Source organism: Hungatella sp. L36 (assembly GCF_014288035.1).
The window spans coordinates 137,214-155,243 of record NZ_JACOPC010000014.1 but is presented as its reverse complement, the minus strand read 5'-3'; the positions used below and the strand labels follow the sequence as shown (position 1 = coordinate 155,243).

Sequence of the window (18,030 nt, the reverse complement as noted above, 5' to 3'; positions counted from 1 at the left end):
TCTGATCTTAAAAACAGGAGGGACCATATGAACTACAGGGAATTGAGTGAAAAGCTTCTCTCTCTGCTTGGCGGAAAAGATAATATTTTGGGCAATGCCGCGTGCATGACCCGTCTGCGCATCAGCGTGAGAGATTTAAGCATTGTAGATATCGAAGCAATTAAAAAAGTGGAAGGCGTGCTCGGCGTCGTGGAATCGGAAACACTTCAGATTATCCTGGGGCCGGGAAAGGTGAATAAGGCGCTGGAGGAGTTCTCCAAGCTGACAGGGCTGGCCAAGGGCGCAGTCTCAGACGCCCCGGCTTCCGCCGCTGGAAACGTGGAGGATCTGGCTAAGGAAAATAAAGCCGCACAGAAGGCCAAATACGATAAACCGCTCCAGAATTTTTTGAAGAAAATTGCTAATATTTTCGTGGCGCTTCTTCCGGGCATTATCGCAGCCGGTTTAATCAACGGAATCAGCAATGTTGTCAACGTCTCCACAGGCGGCGCGCTCAGCGGAATCTGGTGGTATGAATGCATCCGCACCATGGGCTGGGCTCTGTTTGCCTATTTGCCAATCCTGGTCGGTTATAACGCCGCAAGAGAATTCGGCGGTTCCGCATCTCTGGGAGGAATTGCGGGCGCTATGTGTATCGCCAATACTGCGATGCCGCTTTTAGCCAAATATAACGACGCGCAGATTCTTCTGCCGATCACCGGTAATGTGTTCAACCCGGCCGCAGGCGGTATGCTTGCCGCTCTGATTGCAGGCGTATTTTTCGCATTCTTAGAGAAACACATCCGTAAGATTATGCCAGATCTGATCGATACGTTTATCAGTCCTCTGCTCGTATTAATCATCGGCGGACTGGTGATCCTTCTGATCATACAGCCGGTCGGCGCGGCTCTGACATCTGGTATTTATACTGTGCTGACATTTGTATATGAAAAACTCGGTGTTGTGGGCGGATATATCCTCTCGGCAGGCTTCCTTCCGCTGGTTGCGGTCGGGCTTCATCAGGCGCTGACGCCGATCCATGCCATGTTAAATGATCCGGCCGGCGCGACGCAGGGCATCAACTATCTTCTCCCCATTCTGATGATGGCGGGCGGCGGACAGGTAGGCGCAGGTCTGGCTCTCTACTTCAAGACAAAGAACAAAAAGCTGAAAGGCTATATCCGCGATTCGATCCCGGTAGGTATCCTGGGCGTGGGCGAGCCGCTCATGTATGCGGTAACACTTCCGCTTGGAAAGTCCTTTATTACCGCCTGTTTAGGCGCCGGTGTCGGCGGTGTTCTCTCCGCACTGTTTCATTTGGGAACCGTATCCCAGGGTGTATCGGGGCTGTTCGGCCTGCTGATCGTAAAACCGGGACAGCAGATTCCATATATTATCGCTATGGCTGCGGCTTACGCCGGCGGTTTTATTCTGACCTGGTTCTTTGGTGTGGATGAGAAGCGGATCAACGAAGTCTATGGGGAATAAATTTATGAAAACAGGAATTTCACTCTATTTCAGCAATGGCGTGGAAAAGAACGAGGCGATGATCAGGAAAGCGCAGAAAGCCGGCATCAGATACGCGTTTACCTCCATGCATATCCCGGAGGAGACGGGGATCGATTATAAAAGGGATGCCAGAAAGCTTTTGGAGCAGTGCAGAGATGCCGGCATCAATCTGATTGTCGATGTCAGTCCGGTTACTTTAGAAAAGCTGGGCTGCACCTCCTTCGATGAACTGCTGTCACTGGGGATTACTTATATCCGTCTCGACTTTGGATTTACGGCAGAGAAAACGGTCGAGCTTTCGGAAAAATTTCATATCGTTTTCAACGCCTCTACGATTTCACAGGAAGATATTCAGAACTGGGCGGCGGCAGGGGCAGATTTTACCCGCTTTGCCGCCTGCCACAATTACTACCCGAAACCATATACCGGTTTGTCACTTGACCGCGTAAAGGAGATGAATCAAAGGCTCAAAATTCTCGGCTTTACCACGATGGCATTTGTTCCGGGCAATGCCGGGCTGCGCGGCCCTCTCTGTGAAGGCCTTCCCACGGTGGAGGAACACCGGTTTTCCAGGGATGAGGTGCTTCTTCACATGCTGGAGCTGTACCAGGCGGATTCCGATATTGTTCTGGTGGGCGACAACGATGTGACGGAGGAGGTATGGACGCAGCTGGCTGCACTGAGCAAAGGATATGTGACCCTGCATGCGGATATACGGCCCGGTTATGAATTCGAGAGGGCGATCATCCATCATGACCGGCCCGATTCCAGCGAATATGTGATCCGATCCCAGGAATCCCGTTTTAACTGCAGGGACCGGGTCATCGCGGCAGACACAGCGGGAGATATTTCCGGCCAGAGGCTGGCCGGAAATATCTGTATTGCCAATGAAGCGTATTTGCGGTACATGGGAGAGCTTGAAATTTCCAGGGTTGACATGCCTTCTGATCCGCGCGTGAATGTGATCGGACAGGTGGACGGGAAGGACAGAAAATACCTTCCGTATATCAGGGAAGGGCTGGGATTTTACCTCTGTCCGGCTGACGGACAGTGATGAGAATCAGGAAGAAATCTTGTTTGACGGATTTCTTCCTGATTTTTTTGATTTCTGATTTCTATGAAGAAAGTTTGTCCTATGAAACAAATACCTTCCGGGGAACCGCCTGCCCTGCTGCATTTCCTGTTGCAATTCCCCTCTGCCCTGTGATAAACTTTCCTCATAAACAGCCGCCGCCAAAACGGCAGCGGAAACGGAAAGAAGGAGAGCCTTTTATGAATACGAAACTGGTTCGTTTTACAAAATATATGCTGGATGCCATGTTTTATATCGGGATTGTGCTGACGGCAGCGATCCCGGTGCTGTTTTATTTTTTCGGGAATTACATCGAGAGCTTCCGGAAATACTATGTATTTCAATGCGTGATCTATATGGCTTCCGGCGTGATGGCGCTGTTCATCATAAAGGAGCTGCGGAAGATGTTTCTCACTGTCCTGACGGATAATCCGTTTGTCATGGAAAATGCCGGTTCGCTTAAAAAGATGGGTAAATGCAGTTTCATGATTGCGCTTCTCTCCATCATCCGCCTGCCGGTATCGCTCACTCCGGCGACGGCTGTCATCATTATCGTGTTTGCCATTGCCGGACTCTTTTCCATTGTGCTTTGCCAGGTGTTTGAGAAGGCGGTGCAGTACAAGCTGGAAAACGACTTGACAATATAGGAGGGATAGAATGGCGATTGTAGTAAATCTTGATGTCATGATGGCAAAGAGGAAAAAGGGATTGACGGAGCTTGCGGGCGAAGTGGATATCACCATGGCCAACTTATCCATTCTGAAGAATAATAAGGCGAAAGCCGTCCGTTTTACCACGCTGGAGGCGATCTGCAGGGCGCTGGACTGCCAGCCGGGAGACATTCTGGAATACGTTCCGGATGATCCGGCCGAGTAAACCGCTGCTGCTCACGGCTCTAAGGGCCTCTGTAAAAATATAAAATAAATTAAAAAAGTTTCCGAAAGTACTTGACAATATTAACTGTAACTTTTATAATAACAGTACAAACTGAAACAAATAAAATTACAGTTAATAACACTTTCAGGAGGCGATATGGGATTTTCAGTTGAAGTCGGAATACCGGCAATTACAGTATTTATTCAGGGACTTTTAAGCTTTTTCTCACCCTGCGTGCTGCCACTTGTACCGCTTTACATCGGATATCTGGCAGGAGGAACGAGGACCGTCGATGAAGAGGGACGCGTCCGGTATTCGAGAAAAAAAGTTATGACCAATACGCTGTTTTTCGTAATCGGCGTCAGCTTTGCATTTTTCCTGCTGGGCTTTGGATTTACGGCAGCGGGCCGGTTCTTTGGCAGCAACAGAACCCTGTTCGCACGGATCGGCGGCATTATCGTCGTCCTGTTCGGATTATTCCAGCTGGGTGTGTTCGGAAGCTCCGTGCTGGGGCAGGAACACCGGCTTCCTTTCCGGCTGAACCAGCTGGCGATGAATCCGCTCCTGGCATTAGTGCTCGGCTTTACCTTCAGCTTCGCATGGACTCCCTGTGTGGGACCTGCGCTTGCAAGCGTTCTTTTGATGGCTTCCTCGGCAACCTCCCAGGGAACCGGATTTTTACTGATCGGCGTCTATACGCTGGGCTTCGTCATTCCGTTTCTGGCAGTGGGACTGTTCACCGGATCGGTGCTCGATTTCTTTAAGAAGCATCAGAATGTGGTGAAGTACACGACAAAGGCCGGCGGCGTGCTGATGATCGCCATGGGCGTCATGATGTTTACCGGCTGGATGAACGGAATTACCGGATACTTATCAAGCTTTGGCGTGGGCGGCCAGACCGTGACCGAGTCCCAGGCGCCTTCCGGCAGCGGAGACGGTACTCCTGACAGCAGAGAGACGGCGCCGCAGACCGAGACGCAGAGTCCGGCTGATAACGGACAGAATCCGGATCAGAGCGCGGGACAGAGCGGGGATAACGGACAGGATAGCGAAAGCGCGGCTGCCGGCGAGACAGAGAGCAGTCTTCCGGATACATCGGACCGTGTGGAAGCGCCCGATTTCACTCTGGTGGATCAGTACGGAGAAGAACATAAACTCTCGGATTATAAGGGAAAAGTCGTATTTTTAAATTTCTGGGCGACCTGGTGTCCGCCATGCCGCGAGGAGATGCCTGATATCGAGGCCCTTTATAAGGAATACGGAGAGAATTCAGAGGATCTTGTCATTTTAAGCGTGGCAAATCCAAAAACGAAGGATAATCCGAACAATAATGACAAAACTATAGAAGAAGTGACAAAGTTTATGGAGGATAACGGATATTCTTATCCTGCACTTATGGACACAACGGGTGATGTTCTGTTACAATACTATATAACAGCATTCCCAACCACGTTCATGATTGACCGTGAAGGACGCGTCATCGGCTATGCAAGCGGCGCGCTGACAAAAGACATTATGAAAAATATAATTACACAGGCGCTTTCAGAAAGCGCAGAATAAGGAGGAACCATATTATGGCAGTAGTAACATTTACACAGGAAAATTTTGATCAGGAAGTATTAAAGAGCAGTGACATCGCGATCGTCGATTTCTGGGCGACCTGGTGCGGACCGTGCAAGATGTTTTCACCGATTATTGATGAGATCGCGGAGGAGAATCATCCGGGACTGAAGGTTGGCAAGGTGAACGTCGATGAGCAGCCGGATTTAGCCGGACAGTACCGCGTTATGAGCATCCCGACCCTGCTTGTATTCAAGGGCGGCAAGGTTGTAGCGACCAGCGTCGGCGTACAGAGCAAGAAGGCCGTTCTGGATATGGTGGAAAAGGCCAGATAGCCGATAAAGGACTGCGTTAAGAATATGGACTATGGACCGCCGGTTGAGTGGCCGGTTCGGAAGAGATTCCGGGCCGGGCGCTTACCCGGCGGTTTTTTGTACTTTTAAACATATGGATTTCCGGCAGGCACTGTGGTAAAATTTTCAGTATACATACAGAAAGCCGAAGTAAGGCAGCTGCAGGAAAGGAGGAGGCGTCATGGTGTTAAAACGGGAGGCGGCAGCATACAGGGCCTGGAAGGAGGGCGTGGTACATACGACTCTGAACCCGAAAGGGCCGGGCGCGGTGCGGATACATCTGATTCCCCCGAAATATCGCCCCTTTGGAAAAAATCCTTATGCGATGATTTTAAATGGATATTACATTCTTCCTCTGGGATACTCCTGGGCGGTTCTCCTGGGTAATTTTATCCGTGAGGTGAACCGGTATGACGGCCGTCCCATGGACGAAAAAGATATGGAAAAGGTCGTGACGGCGGCCGTGGAGAGGACGGGGAAGTCGTACCGGGTGCCTGAGGAACAGCTGCGCGGCGATCTGGAGGAAATTCTGGCCATGCTCTACGGCGTCGCCTGCGGAGAGGAACCCTCCGGGGAGATCGAACCGCTGTCCCTGCGGGAGTATGCGCCCCACATGACGGCGCCCCACCGGATGGATCTGATGGTGAGCGCCATGACGAAGGCGGACGGAGGCTGGAACTGTAATTTACAGTGCCGCCACTGCTACGCCGCCGGACAGCCGGAGGCAGAGGGAAAAGAGCTTAATACGGAGCAATGGAAGAAAATTATCGACAGTCTGAAAAGCGCCGGTGTGCCGCAGGTTACCTTTACGGGCGGGGAACCGACGCTGCGCAGGGACTTAGTGGAGCTGGCGGCGTACTCGCGGTGGTTTGTGACGCGCCTCAATACCAATGGAATCCTGCTTACGCCGGATTTATGCCGGGAGCTTTACGAGGCCAGCCTGGACAGCGTACAGATCACGCTTTATTCCTGGGACAGCGGGATTCACGATTCCCTTGTCGGCCGGAAAGGCGGCTTTTACGGAACCACAGAAGGCATCCGGAATGCATTAAACGCAGGGCTTAATGTCAGCGTGAATACGCCGCTGTGCAGGGATAACCAGGATTATGGGAAGACGCTGGCGTTTTTAGACGGACTGGGGGTCCGGTATGTCACCTGCTCCGGGCTGATTGAGACGGGCAACGCCTCCTCCGGCGGCTCAGTCTCCAGCCAGCTGTCCATCAGGGAGATGGGAGAGATCCTGACAGCGGCGGCGGACATCTGCCGGGAAACGGGGATGGAGATCGGTTTTACGTCACCCGGCCGGGCGGAGGTGAAGCTCTTAAAGCGGCTGGGAATACCGGTACCCATGTGCGGCGCCTGTCTGTCCAACATGGCCGTGACACCCGACGGGCTGGCCGTTCCGTGTCAGAGCTGGCTGGGCGGTGTGGTTCTGGGGGATATGAAAAAAGATTCCTGGAAAAGCATCTGGAACCATGCGATGTGCAAAAAAATCCGGGCCATGGAGGAAGAGGAAAGCCTGTTCTGCCCGCTCCGAACCGGGAAATCCGAAAAGGGTGGTGAAACGTAATGGCCAAATCGAGGGCAAAAGCAGAGGAAGAGGAAAAGAAAAAACTGAAAAAAGAGAGAATCCGGAAAGCCCTGATCCTGGCGGCCATCGGTCTGGCCGTACTGATTATTTATCTGATTATCGCCTGTATGCCGTTAGATGAGATGACGGACTACCGTGTTCATGTGACGCCCCAGGACGATGGGAGTCTGGAGATTACATACAGCTACGAGTGGAAGGTCTTAAACGATTCAAAGGAGGGACCTCTCAGCTGGGTGAAGCTGGGCATGGCGAATCCCAACTATGTGGTGAAGGAGTTTGGCGGAGCGGCCGGTGGAATCCGTTACCAGCCGTCAGAATCTTCTGAGAATCCCATGCTGGAGCTGAATCTGGACCGGTCCTATTACAAGGGGGAGACGGCCAGCTTCTGGTTTACGGTACACCAGAGAAACATGCTGTGTGAGAACAGCGCCGACCCGGAAGAGCCATTTTACGATTTCACACCGGGCTGGTTTGATGAAATGCGTGTGAAGCACTACGAGTTTACCTGGGAGCAGAGGCGGAATATCCTGACCCACAACGCGGACCGGACGGAAGACGGAGACCTGGTGTGGGAGGGGACCCTGAAAAAAGGGGAGAGCAGACAGATGAAGCTGACCTGCGCCCTGGAGGGCTTCCGGCGGCCGGAGCTGGTTGTCTGGAGGGAGTACCGCAATGGCGTGGAGGGGGACAGCCCCATCGTCGGAGCCATTACCATCGTCCTGTTTTTCGGTGCGCTGTGCGCCGTATTCGGTTTCCTGGGGGATTCCGACCAGAGCCATTACAACGGAGGCCGCGGCTATCACGGCTATCACGGGCCGCGAAGCGGGGGAGGCGGCTGTGCGTGCGCCTGTGCCTGTGCGGGCTGCGCGTGTGCCTGCGCCTGCGCAGGAGGCGGAAGAGCCGGATGCAGTAAGAAGGATTTCTATCATACGGCAGATAAAAAAGAAGAGAAATAGCGGAAAAAGCCTAAAAATTTTTTAGAATTTGAATAAAAAAGTGGGAATCGGGGTAAGATATAGCAAACCGGCTCCCCTTTTTTTGTACTAAAAAATGTACAAAAACCCGCAATTTGTATACCATCCAATATTATCCAGTAAAATTTACGTACATAATAGACAAAATCAAAATTTTTAGGTATAATACCATGTATATGTGCAAAATGCAGAAAGCAGGTGGATTCATGCGCCATAAAAAGAGCGTAATGAGGAATATGATGATGGTTACCCAACTGGGTCTCAGCGTCATGGTGCCTGTGTTTGTCTGTATTCTTGCCGGCAGCTGGATTGACCGGCATGCCGGGACGAACCTGACGATCTTTCTGATGTTTCTGGGATTTCTGGCAGGCGGATGGAACGGCTACAAGGTAGCCATGACGACGCTTCGGATGAATGAGCAGGAAGAGAAAAAAGAGGATCAGGAGGCACGTCAGGAGCAAATGGGAGAGCCGCGCCCGCCGGTGCATAAGCCGAAGCAGAAGAGCCGCGTAAGGAGACATGAGGATGATGAAAAGCTTTAGAAAACAGGAGGATTTGTGAATTGGGGAAGGAAACAAAGAATCTGGTGCTTGAGGTTTCATCAGGAATCGTGATTTTTACCGTGGCAGCCATGCTGGTTGCGCTTATTGTGTATCCGAAGCCGTCGGTTTTTGCCGGGCTCCTGCTGGGGATGGTCCTGGCTCTTGCCATGTTTTTTTCCATGGCGGAGGTGCTGGACCGCTCCATGAAGACGGAAGATTCGAAGACTGTCCAGAAAAGGACGGTGATCAGTTCGGTCATCCGTTATGTCGTGCTTTTTGCTGTTCTGGTTATCGTCGTGGTCTGGTTTCCGGATCAGGTCAATGCGGTTGCCCTAGTAATCGGAGTCCTCGGACTCAAGGCTGGTGCATATCTGCAGCCGGTTATACACAGGATCGTGTCACGTGGGAAAAAAGAGGAGTAATTTTCGTGTACAGGAGCCGGTGTGATCAAGTAAGAAAGGAGGCTTAAGCGTATGGGCATAGCTAGTGCCAATAATGTGGACTTTATGATCAAGGGCGTTTTCAAGTTTCAGGCATTCGGCCAGGAACTCTGGGTAACAACGACCGAGATCGGTTTAAGTATCGTGACCATTGTCATATTGCTGATCGCAATTGTAACCAATGTTAAGATGAAAAAAGCGACGGAAGTACCAGGTACATTCCAGAATATCATCGAATTCGCAGTAGAGACGCTTGATAACATGGTAAACGGCACAATGGGTCATAATGCGAAAAAGTTCGTTAACTATATCGGAACTATATTTATTTTCATATTGTTCTGCAATATTGGCGGCTTATTTGGACTCAGAACACCAACAGGAGACTTTGGTGTAACGTTTATGCTGGGTATCTTCACATTCTGCATTACACAGTATCAGGGTATTAAAAACCACGGAATCGGTCATCTGACGAGCATGTTCAAACCGTTCCCGATCCTATTCCCGATTAACTTGATCGGAGAGATTACAAATCCACTGTCTCAGGCGCTTCGTCTGTTCGGTAATATGATGTCAGGCGTTGTAATCATGGGATTGTGGTACGGCATGATGCCAATCTTTGTAAAAATTGGTATCCCGTCATTTTTACATGTATATTGTGACCTGTTCTCGGGATGTATACAGACATATGTATTCTGTATGCTGACCATGGTATATGTCAATGATAAGATGGATTAACAAGGATTGTTTTCACAATCAAAAAGCGCAGGAGCGCGTAATACAAAATTGATTTCAGGAGGAAGTTATCTATGAACGGAATTTCAGGACAGGATTTTATCTTAGGTTGTTCAGCAATCGGTGCGGGCCTTGCGATGATCGCAGGTATCGGACCTGGTATTGGACAGGGTATCGCAGCAGGACACGCAGCAGCAGCAGTAGGCCGCAATCCGGGCGCGAAGTCTGATATCACATCTACCATGCTTTTAGGCCAGGCCGTTGCCGAGACAACAGGTCTTTACGGTTTCGCTGTCGCTGCTATCCTTATGTTCTTAAAGCCATTCAGCTAAAGAGAAGAACGGATAAGAATAGAGAGCGAGAGGAGGCGAAACCTTGGAACGATTATTGGGATTTGACCCACAGCTGCTTTTCGATGCGTTTGTGACGGGCATTAACGTCTTTATCCTGTTTTTCGCGTTATCCTATCTGCTGTTCAACACCGTGCGTGACGTCCTGGAGAGAAGAAGACAGAAGATCGCCGGAGAACTGAAGTCCGCTGCTGATGACAAAGAAGCTGCGAGAGCCATGAAGGAAGAGTACCAGACACGGCTTACCAGCGTCAATAAAGAAGCGGAACAGATATTAGAGGATGCGAGAAAGAGAGCAAAACAGCGCGAAGCAGAAATACTTACAGAAGCCAGGGAAGAAGCGAACCGCATTATTGAGAGGGGTAACCGCGAAGTAGAGCTGGAGAGAAAGAAAGCGCTTGACGATATGAAGGAACAGATCATATCCATCGCTTCTGTCATGGCCGGCAAGGTTGTGGCTGCGTCCATTGATACAACGGTATCGGATGCCCTGATTGAGGAAACTTTGAAAGAGATGGGTGAGAGCACATGGCAAAGCTAGTATCAAAAGTATACGGCGATGCATTGTTTGAAGAGTCCATCGAAAAGCAGAGTGTTGACACCCTGTTTCATGAGGTGAAGGCGCTGCTTGCCATTTGGCGGGAGAACCGGGAACTGGCGGAACTTCTGGATAATCCAAAGATTGTGAAGGAAGAGAAGATCGGTATCATAACGAATATCTTCGCCGGCCGGGTGTCAGACGATCTGATGGGTTTTCTGGCAGTCATTGTCGACAAGGGCAGACAGAAGGACATTCCTGCAATCTGCACGTATTTTATCGATACGGTCAAAGAATATAAGAAAATCGGCGTGGCCCATGTGGCGAGCGCCGTGGAATTAAAGAGTGAACAGAAAGCCATGATCGAACAGAGGCTTTTAGAAATCACGGAGTACGTGGAATTTGAGATGGAGTATTCGGTGGACCCGTCCTTAATCGGCGGTCTGGTTATCCGGATCGGAGACCGCGTCGTGGACTCCAGCATTAAAACGCAGATTAACGAGCTGCACCGCAGCTTGTCAAAACTGCAGTTATCGTAACAAATAGAAAGATAGAAGGAAGGTGCAAACCTTAATGAATTTAAGACCAGAAGAGATCAGTTCTGTCATCAAGGAACAGATTGAAAGATATTCTACAAAGCTGGAAGTCTCTGATGTTGGTACAGTCATTCAGGTAGCGGACGGAATTGCACGTATCCACGGTCTTGAGAACGCCATGCAGGGTGAACTTTTAGAGTTCCCGGGAGATATCTACGGCATGGTACTCAACCTGGAAGAGGATAACGTGGGCGCCGTTTTACTCGGTGCCGGAGACATCAGCGAGGGCGATACCGTTAAGACGACCGGCCGCGTGGTGGAAGTTCCTGTCGGCGATGCGATGACCGGCCGCGTGGTGAACGCGCTGGGACAGCCGGTAGATGGCAAGGGACCGGTCCAGACAGACAAATTCCGTCAGATTGAGCGAGTTGCTCACGGCGTAATTGACAGAAAATCAGTAGACACGCCGCTTCAGACCGGTATCAAGGCGATTGACGCCATGATCCCCATCGGAAGAGGACAGCGTGAATTAATTATCGGCGACCGTCAGACAGGTAAGACGGCGATTGCCATCGATACCATCATCAACCAGAGGGGCCAGGGCGTTCACTGTATCTATGTGGCCATCGGCCAGAAGGCTTCTACGGTTGCTACCATTGTTAAGACTCTTGAGGAGTACGGCGCTATGGATTACACCACCATCGTGGTATCCACGGCTTCCGACTTGGCTCCTCTTCAGTATATTGCTCCATACTCCGGATGCGCCATCGGCGAGGAGTGGATGGAGAACGGCGAGGACGTGCTGGTTGTTTACGATGACTTAAGTAAACATGCGGCGGCTTACCGTACCCTGTCCTTACTGCTCAAGAGACCACCGGGACGTGAGGCATATCCGGGCGATGTATTTTATCTCCATTCAAGACTTTTAGAGAGAGCAAGTAAGTTATCCGACGCTTTAGGCGGCGGCTCCTTAACGGCTCTTCCGATTATTGAAACTCAGGCAGGTGACGTTTCGGCCTATATTCCGACAAACGTTATCTCTATTACTGACGGCCAGATTTATCTGGAGACAGAGATGTTCAACTCCGGCTTCCGTCCGGCTATCAACGCAGGTCTGTCCGTATCCCGTGTAGGCGGCGCGGCTCAGATCAAGGCGATGAAGAAGATTGCCGCTCCCATCCGTGTGGAGCTGGCTCAGTACCGCGAGCTTGCAAGCTTTGCCCAGTTCGGCTCAGAGCTTGACAAGGAGACCACGGAACAGCTGGCACAGGGCGAGAGAATCAAGGAAGTGTTAAAGCAGGGCCAGTATCAGCCGATGCCGGTAGAATATCAGGTCATGATTATTTTCGCGGCAACCAGAAAACTGCTGCTTGACATTCCGACTCACCGCATTCTTGATTTTGAAAGGGCATTATTCAGCTTTATCGACGGCAAATATCCGCAGATCCCGGCTTCCATCCGTGAGACGAAGCAGATTACCGAGGAGACGGATGCACTGCTGACGAAGGCGATTAACGAGTGTAAAGCGGAGGCTTATTAAAGGCAGGTGAAGAATCATGGCATCCATGAGGGATATCAAACATAGAAAAGAAAGTATTCAAAGCACCGAGCAGATTACGAAAGCCATGAAGCTTGTATCCACCGTGAAGCTGCAGAAGTCCAGAGCGAAGGCGGAAGAATCAAAACCGTATTACGACCTGATGTACGATACCATCTGTTCCATGCTGCGCAAATCCGGTAGTATTGAGCACAAGTATTTAAAGGCGGGAGACTCGAAGAAGAAGGCGGTAATCGCCATCACTTCCAACCGTGGACTGGCGGGCGGTTATAACAACAACATCGTCAAGCTGGTAACGGGCACGGAGGGACTTACTCCGGAGAACACCGTCATCTATGCAATCGGCCGTAAGGGAAAGGATTCCTTTGTGAGAAAAGGCTATGCGATCGCCGAGGACTATTCCGAGGTTATCAATGAGCCGATCTACCGCGACGCGGCGGATGTGACTGCGGAACTTCTGGATGCGTTTGGTCAGAACCAGATCGGTGAAATCTATCTGGCCTACACTTCATTCAAAAATACGGTGACCCATATTCCGACGCTGAAAAAGCTGCTTCCCGTGGAAGCCGGCAAAGACAGCGAAAAGACGGACCTGGTGCTCATGAACTACGAACCGAATGAAGATCAGGTGCTGGATTCCATCATTCCGAAATATATGAGCAGCTTAATTTATGGCGCGCTTTTAGAGGCTGTGGCAAGTGAGAACGGCGCTCGAATGACAGCCATGGATTCTGCGACGAATAACGCGGAAGAGATGATTGAAGAACTTGGTTTGGCATACAACCGTGCAAGACAGGGCTCCATTACTCAGGAGCTTACCGAGATCATTGCAGGTGCCAATGCGATATCATAGGCATGCAGCTGAATCGGATTTCATTATAAAATAAAGGAGAAACAAGATGGCAGAACAAAATATTGGTAAGATCACCCAGATCATCGGTGCCGTACTGGATATCAAGTTCAGCCAGGGCAGGCTTCCGAGCATCAATGATGCGATCGACATCACGATGAAAAACGGAAACCGCCTGGTTGTGGAAGTATCCCAGCACCTTGGCGATGATACCGTAAGATGTATCGCCATGGGTTCGACCGATGGACTGGTGCGTGGTATGGAAGCCGTCGCAACGGGTGCGCCGATCACGATACCGGTCGGTGAAGAGACCCTGGGACGTATCTTTAACGTACTGGGTGATCCCATCGATAATAAACCAAAGCCGGTAGTGAAAGAGTACTTACCGATCCACAGACCGGCTCCTACATTTGAAGAGCAGTCCACAGAGACCGAGATCCTGGAGACAGGTATCAAGGTAGTCGACCTTCTCTGCCCCTATCAGAAGGGCGGTAAGATCGGTCTGTTCGGCGGCGCCGGTGTAGGTAAAACCGTATTAATTCAGGAGCTGATTCGTAACATCGCCACAGAGCACGGCGGATATTCCGTATTCACCGGCGTTGGTGAGCGTACCCGTGAGGGCAATGACTTATACTATGAGATGCAGGAATCAGGCGTTATCAATAAGACGACCATGGTGTTCGGACAGATGAACGAGCCGCCGGGAGCCCGTATGAGAGTCGGACTGACCGGACTGACCATGGCAGAGTATTTCCGTGACCAGGCAGGAAAGGACGTCCTTCTGTTCATCGACAACATCTTCCGTTTCACGCAGGCAGGTTCCGAGGTTTCCGCTCTGCTTGGCCGTATGCCATCCGCGGTTGGATACCAGCCGACCCTGCAGACGGAGATGGGCGCTCTCCAGGAGCGTATTACATCGACAAAGAACGGTTCCATCACATCCGTACAGGCTGTTTACGTGCCGGCCGATGACTTGACTGACCCGGCTCCGGCAAACACATTTGCCCATCTGGATGCGACCACCGTTTTAAGCCGTGCGATCGTAGAGCTTGGTATCTATCCGGCTGTAGATCCGCTGGAGTCCTCCTCCCGTATCTTAGACCCGCGTATCGTGGGTGAAGAACACTACAAGGTAGCCCGCGGCGTGCAGGAAGTACTTCAGAAGTATAAAGAGTTACAGGATATCATCGCCATGCTGGGTATGGATGAGCTTTCAGAAGAGGATAAGCTTACCGTTTCCCGTGCGAGAAAGATTCAGAGATTCTTATCCCAGCCGTTCTTCGTGGCAGGACAGTTTACCGGTCTGGAAGGCCGTTACGTTCCGCTTGTTGATACGATTCAGGGCTTCAAGGAGATTCTGGAAGGCAAACATGACGATATTCCTGAAAGCTATTTCTTAAACGCAGGTAGTATGGATGATGTTCTTGCCCGTGTGAAATAGGGGGTGGGAATATGGCTGATTTATTCAAACTGCATGTGATTACTCCCGAGCGGAGATTTTACGATGGAGAAGCTTCCATGGTGGAACTTACGACGACGGAGGGGGACATCGGTGTATATAGAAATCATATCCCGCTGACAGCCATCGTGGCTCCCGGAGTCTTAAAGATTCACGAGGAGGGCGAGGTTAAGGAGGCGGCTCTGATATCCGGATTTATTGAAATTCTCCCGGAGAGAATCACCATTATGGCCGAAGTGGCCGAGTGGCCGGATGAGATCGATGCCAACCGTGCGGAGGAAGCGAGAATCCGTGCGGAGCGCCGCCTGAAGGAAGAGAGCGGTGAAATTGATACCATGAGGGCGGAACTGGCACTCAGAAGAGCGCTTGTAAGACTTTCCCTCAGAAAATAGGATTGATGAGAATGGACTGGTGTCCGATACGTGATGTGTCGGATGCCAGTCTCTTTATTTTATTGCCGCAGGTTACAGAATTTGGAATATTTTAGTAATTTATTCTTAATTTGAAATTATTCCCCAGCTATGGTACACTGATATCAGCAAACGGCTACACCGTTTATTATTATGATATGAGTCAGGGGATTACAAATGATGGGGCATCAGAAACCGGTTCAGTACTGCCGTTTTCTTTTTTATGTAACCGCAGCGGTCTGCCTGGGGCAGATGCTTTCGTTTGCTTCGGCGGCCTCGCCCATATCCGAAGCGGAGCGGCAGAAAAAGGAAGCGGAGGAGAGGTACGAGGCGGTAAACGGGGAAGCGGAGGACCTGGAGAAGAAAAAAGGGGAAGCTGCGGTGCAGGCGGGCCAGCTGGATAAAGAGCTGACAGACTTGCTGACCGATATGGACTTGCTGGAGACAGACATGTCCGATATGACGCGGCAGATTGAGAAAGAGGAAGAGGAATACCAGAAGGCGGAGGAAAAGCGGAAGCGTCAGTACGAGATACTGAAGAAGCGGATCCAGTATATTTATGAAGAAGGCGATGTCACCTATCTGGACATCCTCCTGAAAGCGAAAACCATCGGCGATGTGATTAATGGGAATGAGTATTTTCAGCAGCTCTATGAGTATGACAGGAAGCTGATCACAGAGTATGAGAAGACGAAGAACGATGCGCTTGGCCGGAAGGAAGTGCTGGAGGAGCGGCAGTCGGAGCTTCAGAGCTTAAAACAGGAATATGGAGTCCGGGAAAAGAAGCTCCGGACCATGATTACGAAAAAAAGGGCGGACGAGTCTGATTTTGACCGCAGACTCAGGGCGGCAAAGGCGGAAGCCGGCAGCCAGGCCGAGATTATAAGGAAGAGGACGGAGGAGATCCGGCTTCTTCAGAAGGAAGAGGAAAGAAAGCGGGAAGAGGAACGCAGGGCGGAAGAGAAACGCAGGGCGGAAGAGGAACGCGGGGCGGAAGAGCAGAACAGCGGCCCTGGAAGGATCAAGAGCATGGGTGGTTCGGAATTCGGACGGAATGTCGCGGACTACGCATTGCAGTTTATCGGGAACCCCTATGTGTGGGGCGGCACCAGCCTGACCTCAGGAGCGGACTGCTCCGGGTTCGTTCAGTCGGTCTACCGCCACTTCGGTGTATCGATTCCGAGAACGTCCGCCGAGCAGGCCGGTTATGGCAGGGAAATTGCATATGAAGAGATGGAACCTGGAGATCTGGTCTGTTATCCGGGTCATGTAGCCATGTATATCGGAGGCGGCAGAATTGTCCACGCGCGCTCGGCAAAAGCGGGAATCCGGGTGGATGACAACCCGGCGTACCGCACGATTGTGTCGATACGGAGGCCGTGGTAGGCGGCCTGCGGAGAGCGGATCAATGGAGAGTATGAAAGAATAGAAGATTTTAAACAAATGACATGAGCAGGGGGAAAACAAGATGAGATACAAGAACAAATCCGGCAGGCTGTGGCTGCTTCTTGCCGCTATAACGATCATGGCAGCCGGTTTTTCCATGGTTACTTACGCAGAGGAGGCAATTAAGACCGTGTCGGTCACAGTCACCTCTTCGGTGGAAGCGGAAGCCGATGAGGGAACGGTCTCGGCTACATCAAACAGCTCAAAGTACCGGGTGGTATCGTGCGATTTCGCAAATTCCAGGGGAAGCTGGAAGGCGGGGGAGACTCCGAAGGTAAACATCAGGCTGGAGGCAGAGGAAGGATACTATTTCAACTCTATTAACGCCGGAAAGGCCACCGTAAAGGGAGCTGTCTATTCGTCAGCAAAGAAGGAGACGGACAACCATTCCCTGATACTGTCGGTAAAACTGAAGGGCGTGAAAGGAACGCTGGGAACCGTGGAGAGCGCTTACTGGGAGTCGACACCACTGGGCAAGGCGAGATGGAGCAAGGTGGAAAATGCTCCGGCCTATGAAGTAAAGCTTTACTGCGGAGACAGCATGGTGTACCGGGTGGAAAAGACGTCCTCCACCAATTATGATTTCTTCTCCCAAATGACGACGCGGGGCGATTACTATTTCAAAGTGAGAGCCGTGGCGAAGACGGAGTCGGAAGCGGATTATTTAAAAGCCGGAGAGTGGACGGAATCCGATAATCAGGAGATTACAAAACGGGATGCCGAGGCGGCGGAGACACGGAAGTCTTCAGGAAACGGCAGTTCCGGCGGCAGCTCGGGCAGCGGCAGCCAGGGACCCGGGCAGGGAGACGGCCCCGGTTCGCAGAATCCCGGATGGGAACAGGACAGGAATGGCTGGTGGTACCGGAACGCGGACGGAACGTACCCGGTAAACAGCTGGCAGTTAATCAATGATAAATGGTATTTATTTGACATGGGCGGCTACATGCTGACTGGATGGCAGACGAAGAACGGGCGGGAATATTACCTGACGACCAACGGTGACATGGTGACCGGATGGTTCCAGTACAACCGGGTATGGTATTATCTGGACCCGCAGGTGGGAAAAGTGTCCGGCGGATGGCTTCAGCAGGGCAACGACTGGTATTACATGAATCCGGACGGCAGCATGGCAGTTGGCTGGATCCGCTATAAGGACAACTGGTACTATCTGGATCCGGACAGCGGACGGATGGTGAAGGACAGAGTCGTTGAAAAGTATTACATTAATCCGGATGGTATCTGGATACCGTAGCAG

The 18,030-nt window shown here is 51.2% G+C and carries 20 protein-coding genes; all 20 read left to right on the top strand.

All coding sequences use genetic code 11. The features are described 5' to 3' along the window. Positions 1–27 precede the first annotated feature (27 nt). The 20 genes from H8S80_RS26130 (at position 28) to H8S80_RS26035 (ending at position 18,027) form a co-directional block, all read left to right on the top strand. Complete coding sequence (locus H8S80_RS26130) at positions 28–1,467, top strand: PTS transporter subunit EIIC (RefSeq protein WP_002605139.1); 1,440 nt, start codon at positions 28–30, stop codon at positions 1,465–1,467. Between the two features lie 4 nt (positions 1,468–1,471). Beyond that, positions 1,472–2,542 carry a MupG family TIM beta-alpha barrel fold protein gene (locus H8S80_RS26125; protein ID WP_117633061.1) on the top strand — a complete coding sequence of 357 codons (1,071 nt, stop codon included), beginning with the start codon at positions 1,472–1,474 and terminating at the stop codon, positions 2,540–2,542. A 218-nt stretch (positions 2,543–2,760) separates the two neighbouring features. Continuing rightward, a complete protein-coding gene (locus tag H8S80_RS26120; RefSeq protein WP_002605137.1) occupies positions 2,761–3,207 on the top strand; it encodes a DUF2975 domain-containing protein in 447 nt (148 codons plus the stop codon). Between the two features lie 10 nt (positions 3,208–3,217). Continuing rightward, complete coding sequence (locus H8S80_RS26115; RefSeq protein WP_025530931.1) at positions 3,218–3,436, top strand: helix-turn-helix domain-containing protein; 219 nt, start codon at positions 3,218–3,220, stop codon at positions 3,434–3,436. A gap of 156 nt (positions 3,437–3,592) precedes the next feature. Then, positions 3,593–4,996, top strand: coding sequence for a redoxin family protein (locus H8S80_RS26110; RefSeq protein WP_117633039.1), 1,404 nt, complete (start codon positions 3,593–3,595; stop codon positions 4,994–4,996). 14 nt (positions 4,997–5,010) lie between these two features. Then, positions 5,011–5,331, top strand: a complete 321-nt coding sequence (gene trxA, locus H8S80_RS26105; protein WP_002605134.1) for a thioredoxin — start codon at positions 5,011–5,013, stop codon at positions 5,329–5,331. 199 nt (positions 5,332–5,530) lie between these two features. Continuing rightward, a complete protein-coding gene (locus H8S80_RS26100) occupies positions 5,531–6,919 on the top strand; it encodes a radical SAM protein (protein WP_117633038.1) in 1,389 nt (462 codons plus the stop codon). Beyond that, complete coding sequence (locus H8S80_RS26095) at positions 6,919–7,896, top strand: hypothetical protein (RefSeq protein WP_117633037.1); 978 nt, start codon at positions 6,919–6,921, stop codon at positions 7,894–7,896. Before H8S80_RS26100 ends, H8S80_RS26095 begins: the two co-directional genes overlap by 1 nt. A gap of 224 nt (positions 7,897–8,120) precedes the next feature. After that, positions 8,121–8,456, top strand: a complete 336-nt coding sequence (locus H8S80_RS26090) for an AtpZ/AtpI family protein (RefSeq protein WP_002605131.1) — start codon at positions 8,121–8,123, stop codon at positions 8,454–8,456. Between the two features lie 20 nt (positions 8,457–8,476). Continuing rightward, the gene (locus H8S80_RS26085) at positions 8,477–8,878 is read left to right on the top strand and encodes an ATP synthase subunit I (protein WP_002605130.1); all 402 of its coding nucleotides are present in this window, start codon (positions 8,477–8,479) and stop codon (positions 8,876–8,878) included. Positions 8,879–8,929: 51 nt separating this feature from the next. Next, positions 8,930–9,631 carry a F0F1 ATP synthase subunit A gene (gene atpB, locus H8S80_RS26080; RefSeq protein WP_002605129.1) on the top strand — a complete coding sequence of 234 codons (702 nt, stop codon included), beginning with the start codon at positions 8,930–8,932 and terminating at the stop codon, positions 9,629–9,631. Positions 9,632–9,702: 71 nt separating this feature from the next. Continuing rightward, the gene (gene atpE / locus H8S80_RS26075; RefSeq protein WP_002605128.1) at positions 9,703–9,960 is read left to right on the top strand and encodes an ATP synthase F0 subunit C; all 258 of its coding nucleotides are present in this window, start codon (positions 9,703–9,705) and stop codon (positions 9,958–9,960) included. A gap of 43 nt (positions 9,961–10,003) precedes the next feature. Continuing rightward, positions 10,004–10,519, top strand: a complete 516-nt coding sequence (atpF, locus tag H8S80_RS26070) for a F0F1 ATP synthase subunit B (RefSeq protein WP_002605127.1) — start codon at positions 10,004–10,006, stop codon at positions 10,517–10,519. Next, a complete protein-coding gene (gene atpH, locus H8S80_RS26065; RefSeq protein ID WP_002605126.1) occupies positions 10,507–11,055 on the top strand; it encodes an ATP synthase F1 subunit delta in 549 nt (182 codons plus the stop codon). Before atpF ends, atpH begins: the two co-directional genes overlap by 13 nt. Positions 11,056–11,089: 34 nt before the next feature. Further along, on the top strand, positions 11,090–12,592 hold the full coding sequence (gene atpA / locus H8S80_RS26060) for a F0F1 ATP synthase subunit alpha (protein ID WP_117633036.1): 1,503 nt from the start codon (positions 11,090–11,092) through the stop codon (positions 12,590–12,592). 16 nt (positions 12,593–12,608) lie between these two features. After that, positions 12,609–13,463: an ATP synthase F1 subunit gamma gene (gene atpG / locus H8S80_RS26055; RefSeq protein ID WP_002605124.1), complete on the top strand. Its 855-nt coding sequence runs from the start codon at positions 12,609–12,611 to the stop codon at positions 13,461–13,463. A 46-nt stretch (positions 13,464–13,509) separates the two neighbouring features. Continuing rightward, on the top strand, positions 13,510–14,901 hold the full coding sequence (atpD, locus tag H8S80_RS26050; RefSeq protein ID WP_002605123.1) for a F0F1 ATP synthase subunit beta: 1,392 nt from the start codon (positions 13,510–13,512) through the stop codon (positions 14,899–14,901). 11 nt (positions 14,902–14,912) lie between these two features. Next, on the top strand, positions 14,913–15,311 hold the full coding sequence (gene atpC / locus H8S80_RS26045; RefSeq protein ID WP_002605122.1) for an ATP synthase F1 subunit epsilon: 399 nt from the start codon (positions 14,913–14,915) through the stop codon (positions 15,309–15,311). 195 nt (positions 15,312–15,506) lie between these two features. Beyond that, complete coding sequence (locus H8S80_RS26040; protein WP_117633035.1) at positions 15,507–16,715, top strand: C40 family peptidase; 1,209 nt, start codon at positions 15,507–15,509, stop codon at positions 16,713–16,715. An 82-nt stretch (positions 16,716–16,797) separates the two neighbouring features. After that, on the top strand, positions 16,798–18,027 hold the full coding sequence (locus tag H8S80_RS26035) for an N-acetylmuramoyl-L-alanine amidase family protein (RefSeq protein ID WP_117633034.1): 1,230 nt from the start codon (positions 16,798–16,800) through the stop codon (positions 18,025–18,027). Positions 18,028–18,030: the final 3 nt, after the last annotated feature.

Coding starts and splice junctions, on each gene's coding strand:
- H8S80_RS26130 (WP_002605139.1), top strand. CDS start 28: ATGAACTACAGGGAATTGAGTGAAAAGCTTCTCTCTCTGCTTGGCGGA.
- H8S80_RS26125 (WP_117633061.1), top strand. CDS start 1,472: ATGAAAACAGGAATTTCACTCTATTTCAGCAATGGCGTGGAAAAGAAC.
- H8S80_RS26120 (WP_002605137.1), top strand. CDS start 2,761: ATGAATACGAAACTGGTTCGTTTTACAAAATATATGCTGGATGCCATG.
- H8S80_RS26115 (WP_025530931.1), top strand. CDS start 3,218: ATGGCGATTGTAGTAAATCTTGATGTCATGATGGCAAAGAGGAAAAAG.
- H8S80_RS26110 (WP_117633039.1), top strand. CDS start 3,593: ATGGGATTTTCAGTTGAAGTCGGAATACCGGCAATTACAGTATTTATT.
- trxA (WP_002605134.1), top strand. CDS start 5,011: ATGGCAGTAGTAACATTTACACAGGAAAATTTTGATCAGGAAGTATTA.
- H8S80_RS26100 (WP_117633038.1), top strand. CDS start 5,531: ATGGTGTTAAAACGGGAGGCGGCAGCATACAGGGCCTGGAAGGAGGGC.
- H8S80_RS26095 (WP_117633037.1), top strand. CDS start 6,919: ATGGCCAAATCGAGGGCAAAAGCAGAGGAAGAGGAAAAGAAAAAACTG.
- H8S80_RS26090 (WP_002605131.1), top strand. CDS start 8,121: ATGCGCCATAAAAAGAGCGTAATGAGGAATATGATGATGGTTACCCAA.
- atpB (WP_002605129.1), top strand. CDS start 8,930: ATGGGCATAGCTAGTGCCAATAATGTGGACTTTATGATCAAGGGCGTT.
- atpE (WP_002605128.1), top strand. CDS start 9,703: ATGAACGGAATTTCAGGACAGGATTTTATCTTAGGTTGTTCAGCAATC.
- atpH (WP_002605126.1), top strand. CDS start 10,507: ATGGCAAAGCTAGTATCAAAAGTATACGGCGATGCATTGTTTGAAGAG.
- atpA (WP_117633036.1), top strand. CDS start 11,090: ATGAATTTAAGACCAGAAGAGATCAGTTCTGTCATCAAGGAACAGATT.
- atpG (WP_002605124.1), top strand. CDS start 12,609: ATGGCATCCATGAGGGATATCAAACATAGAAAAGAAAGTATTCAAAGC.
- atpD (WP_002605123.1), top strand. CDS start 13,510: ATGGCAGAACAAAATATTGGTAAGATCACCCAGATCATCGGTGCCGTA.
- atpC (WP_002605122.1), top strand. CDS start 14,913: ATGGCTGATTTATTCAAACTGCATGTGATTACTCCCGAGCGGAGATTT.
- H8S80_RS26040 (WP_117633035.1), top strand. CDS start 15,507: ATGATGGGGCATCAGAAACCGGTTCAGTACTGCCGTTTTCTTTTTTAT.
- H8S80_RS26035 (WP_117633034.1), top strand. CDS start 16,798: ATGAGATACAAGAACAAATCCGGCAGGCTGTGGCTGCTTCTTGCCGCT.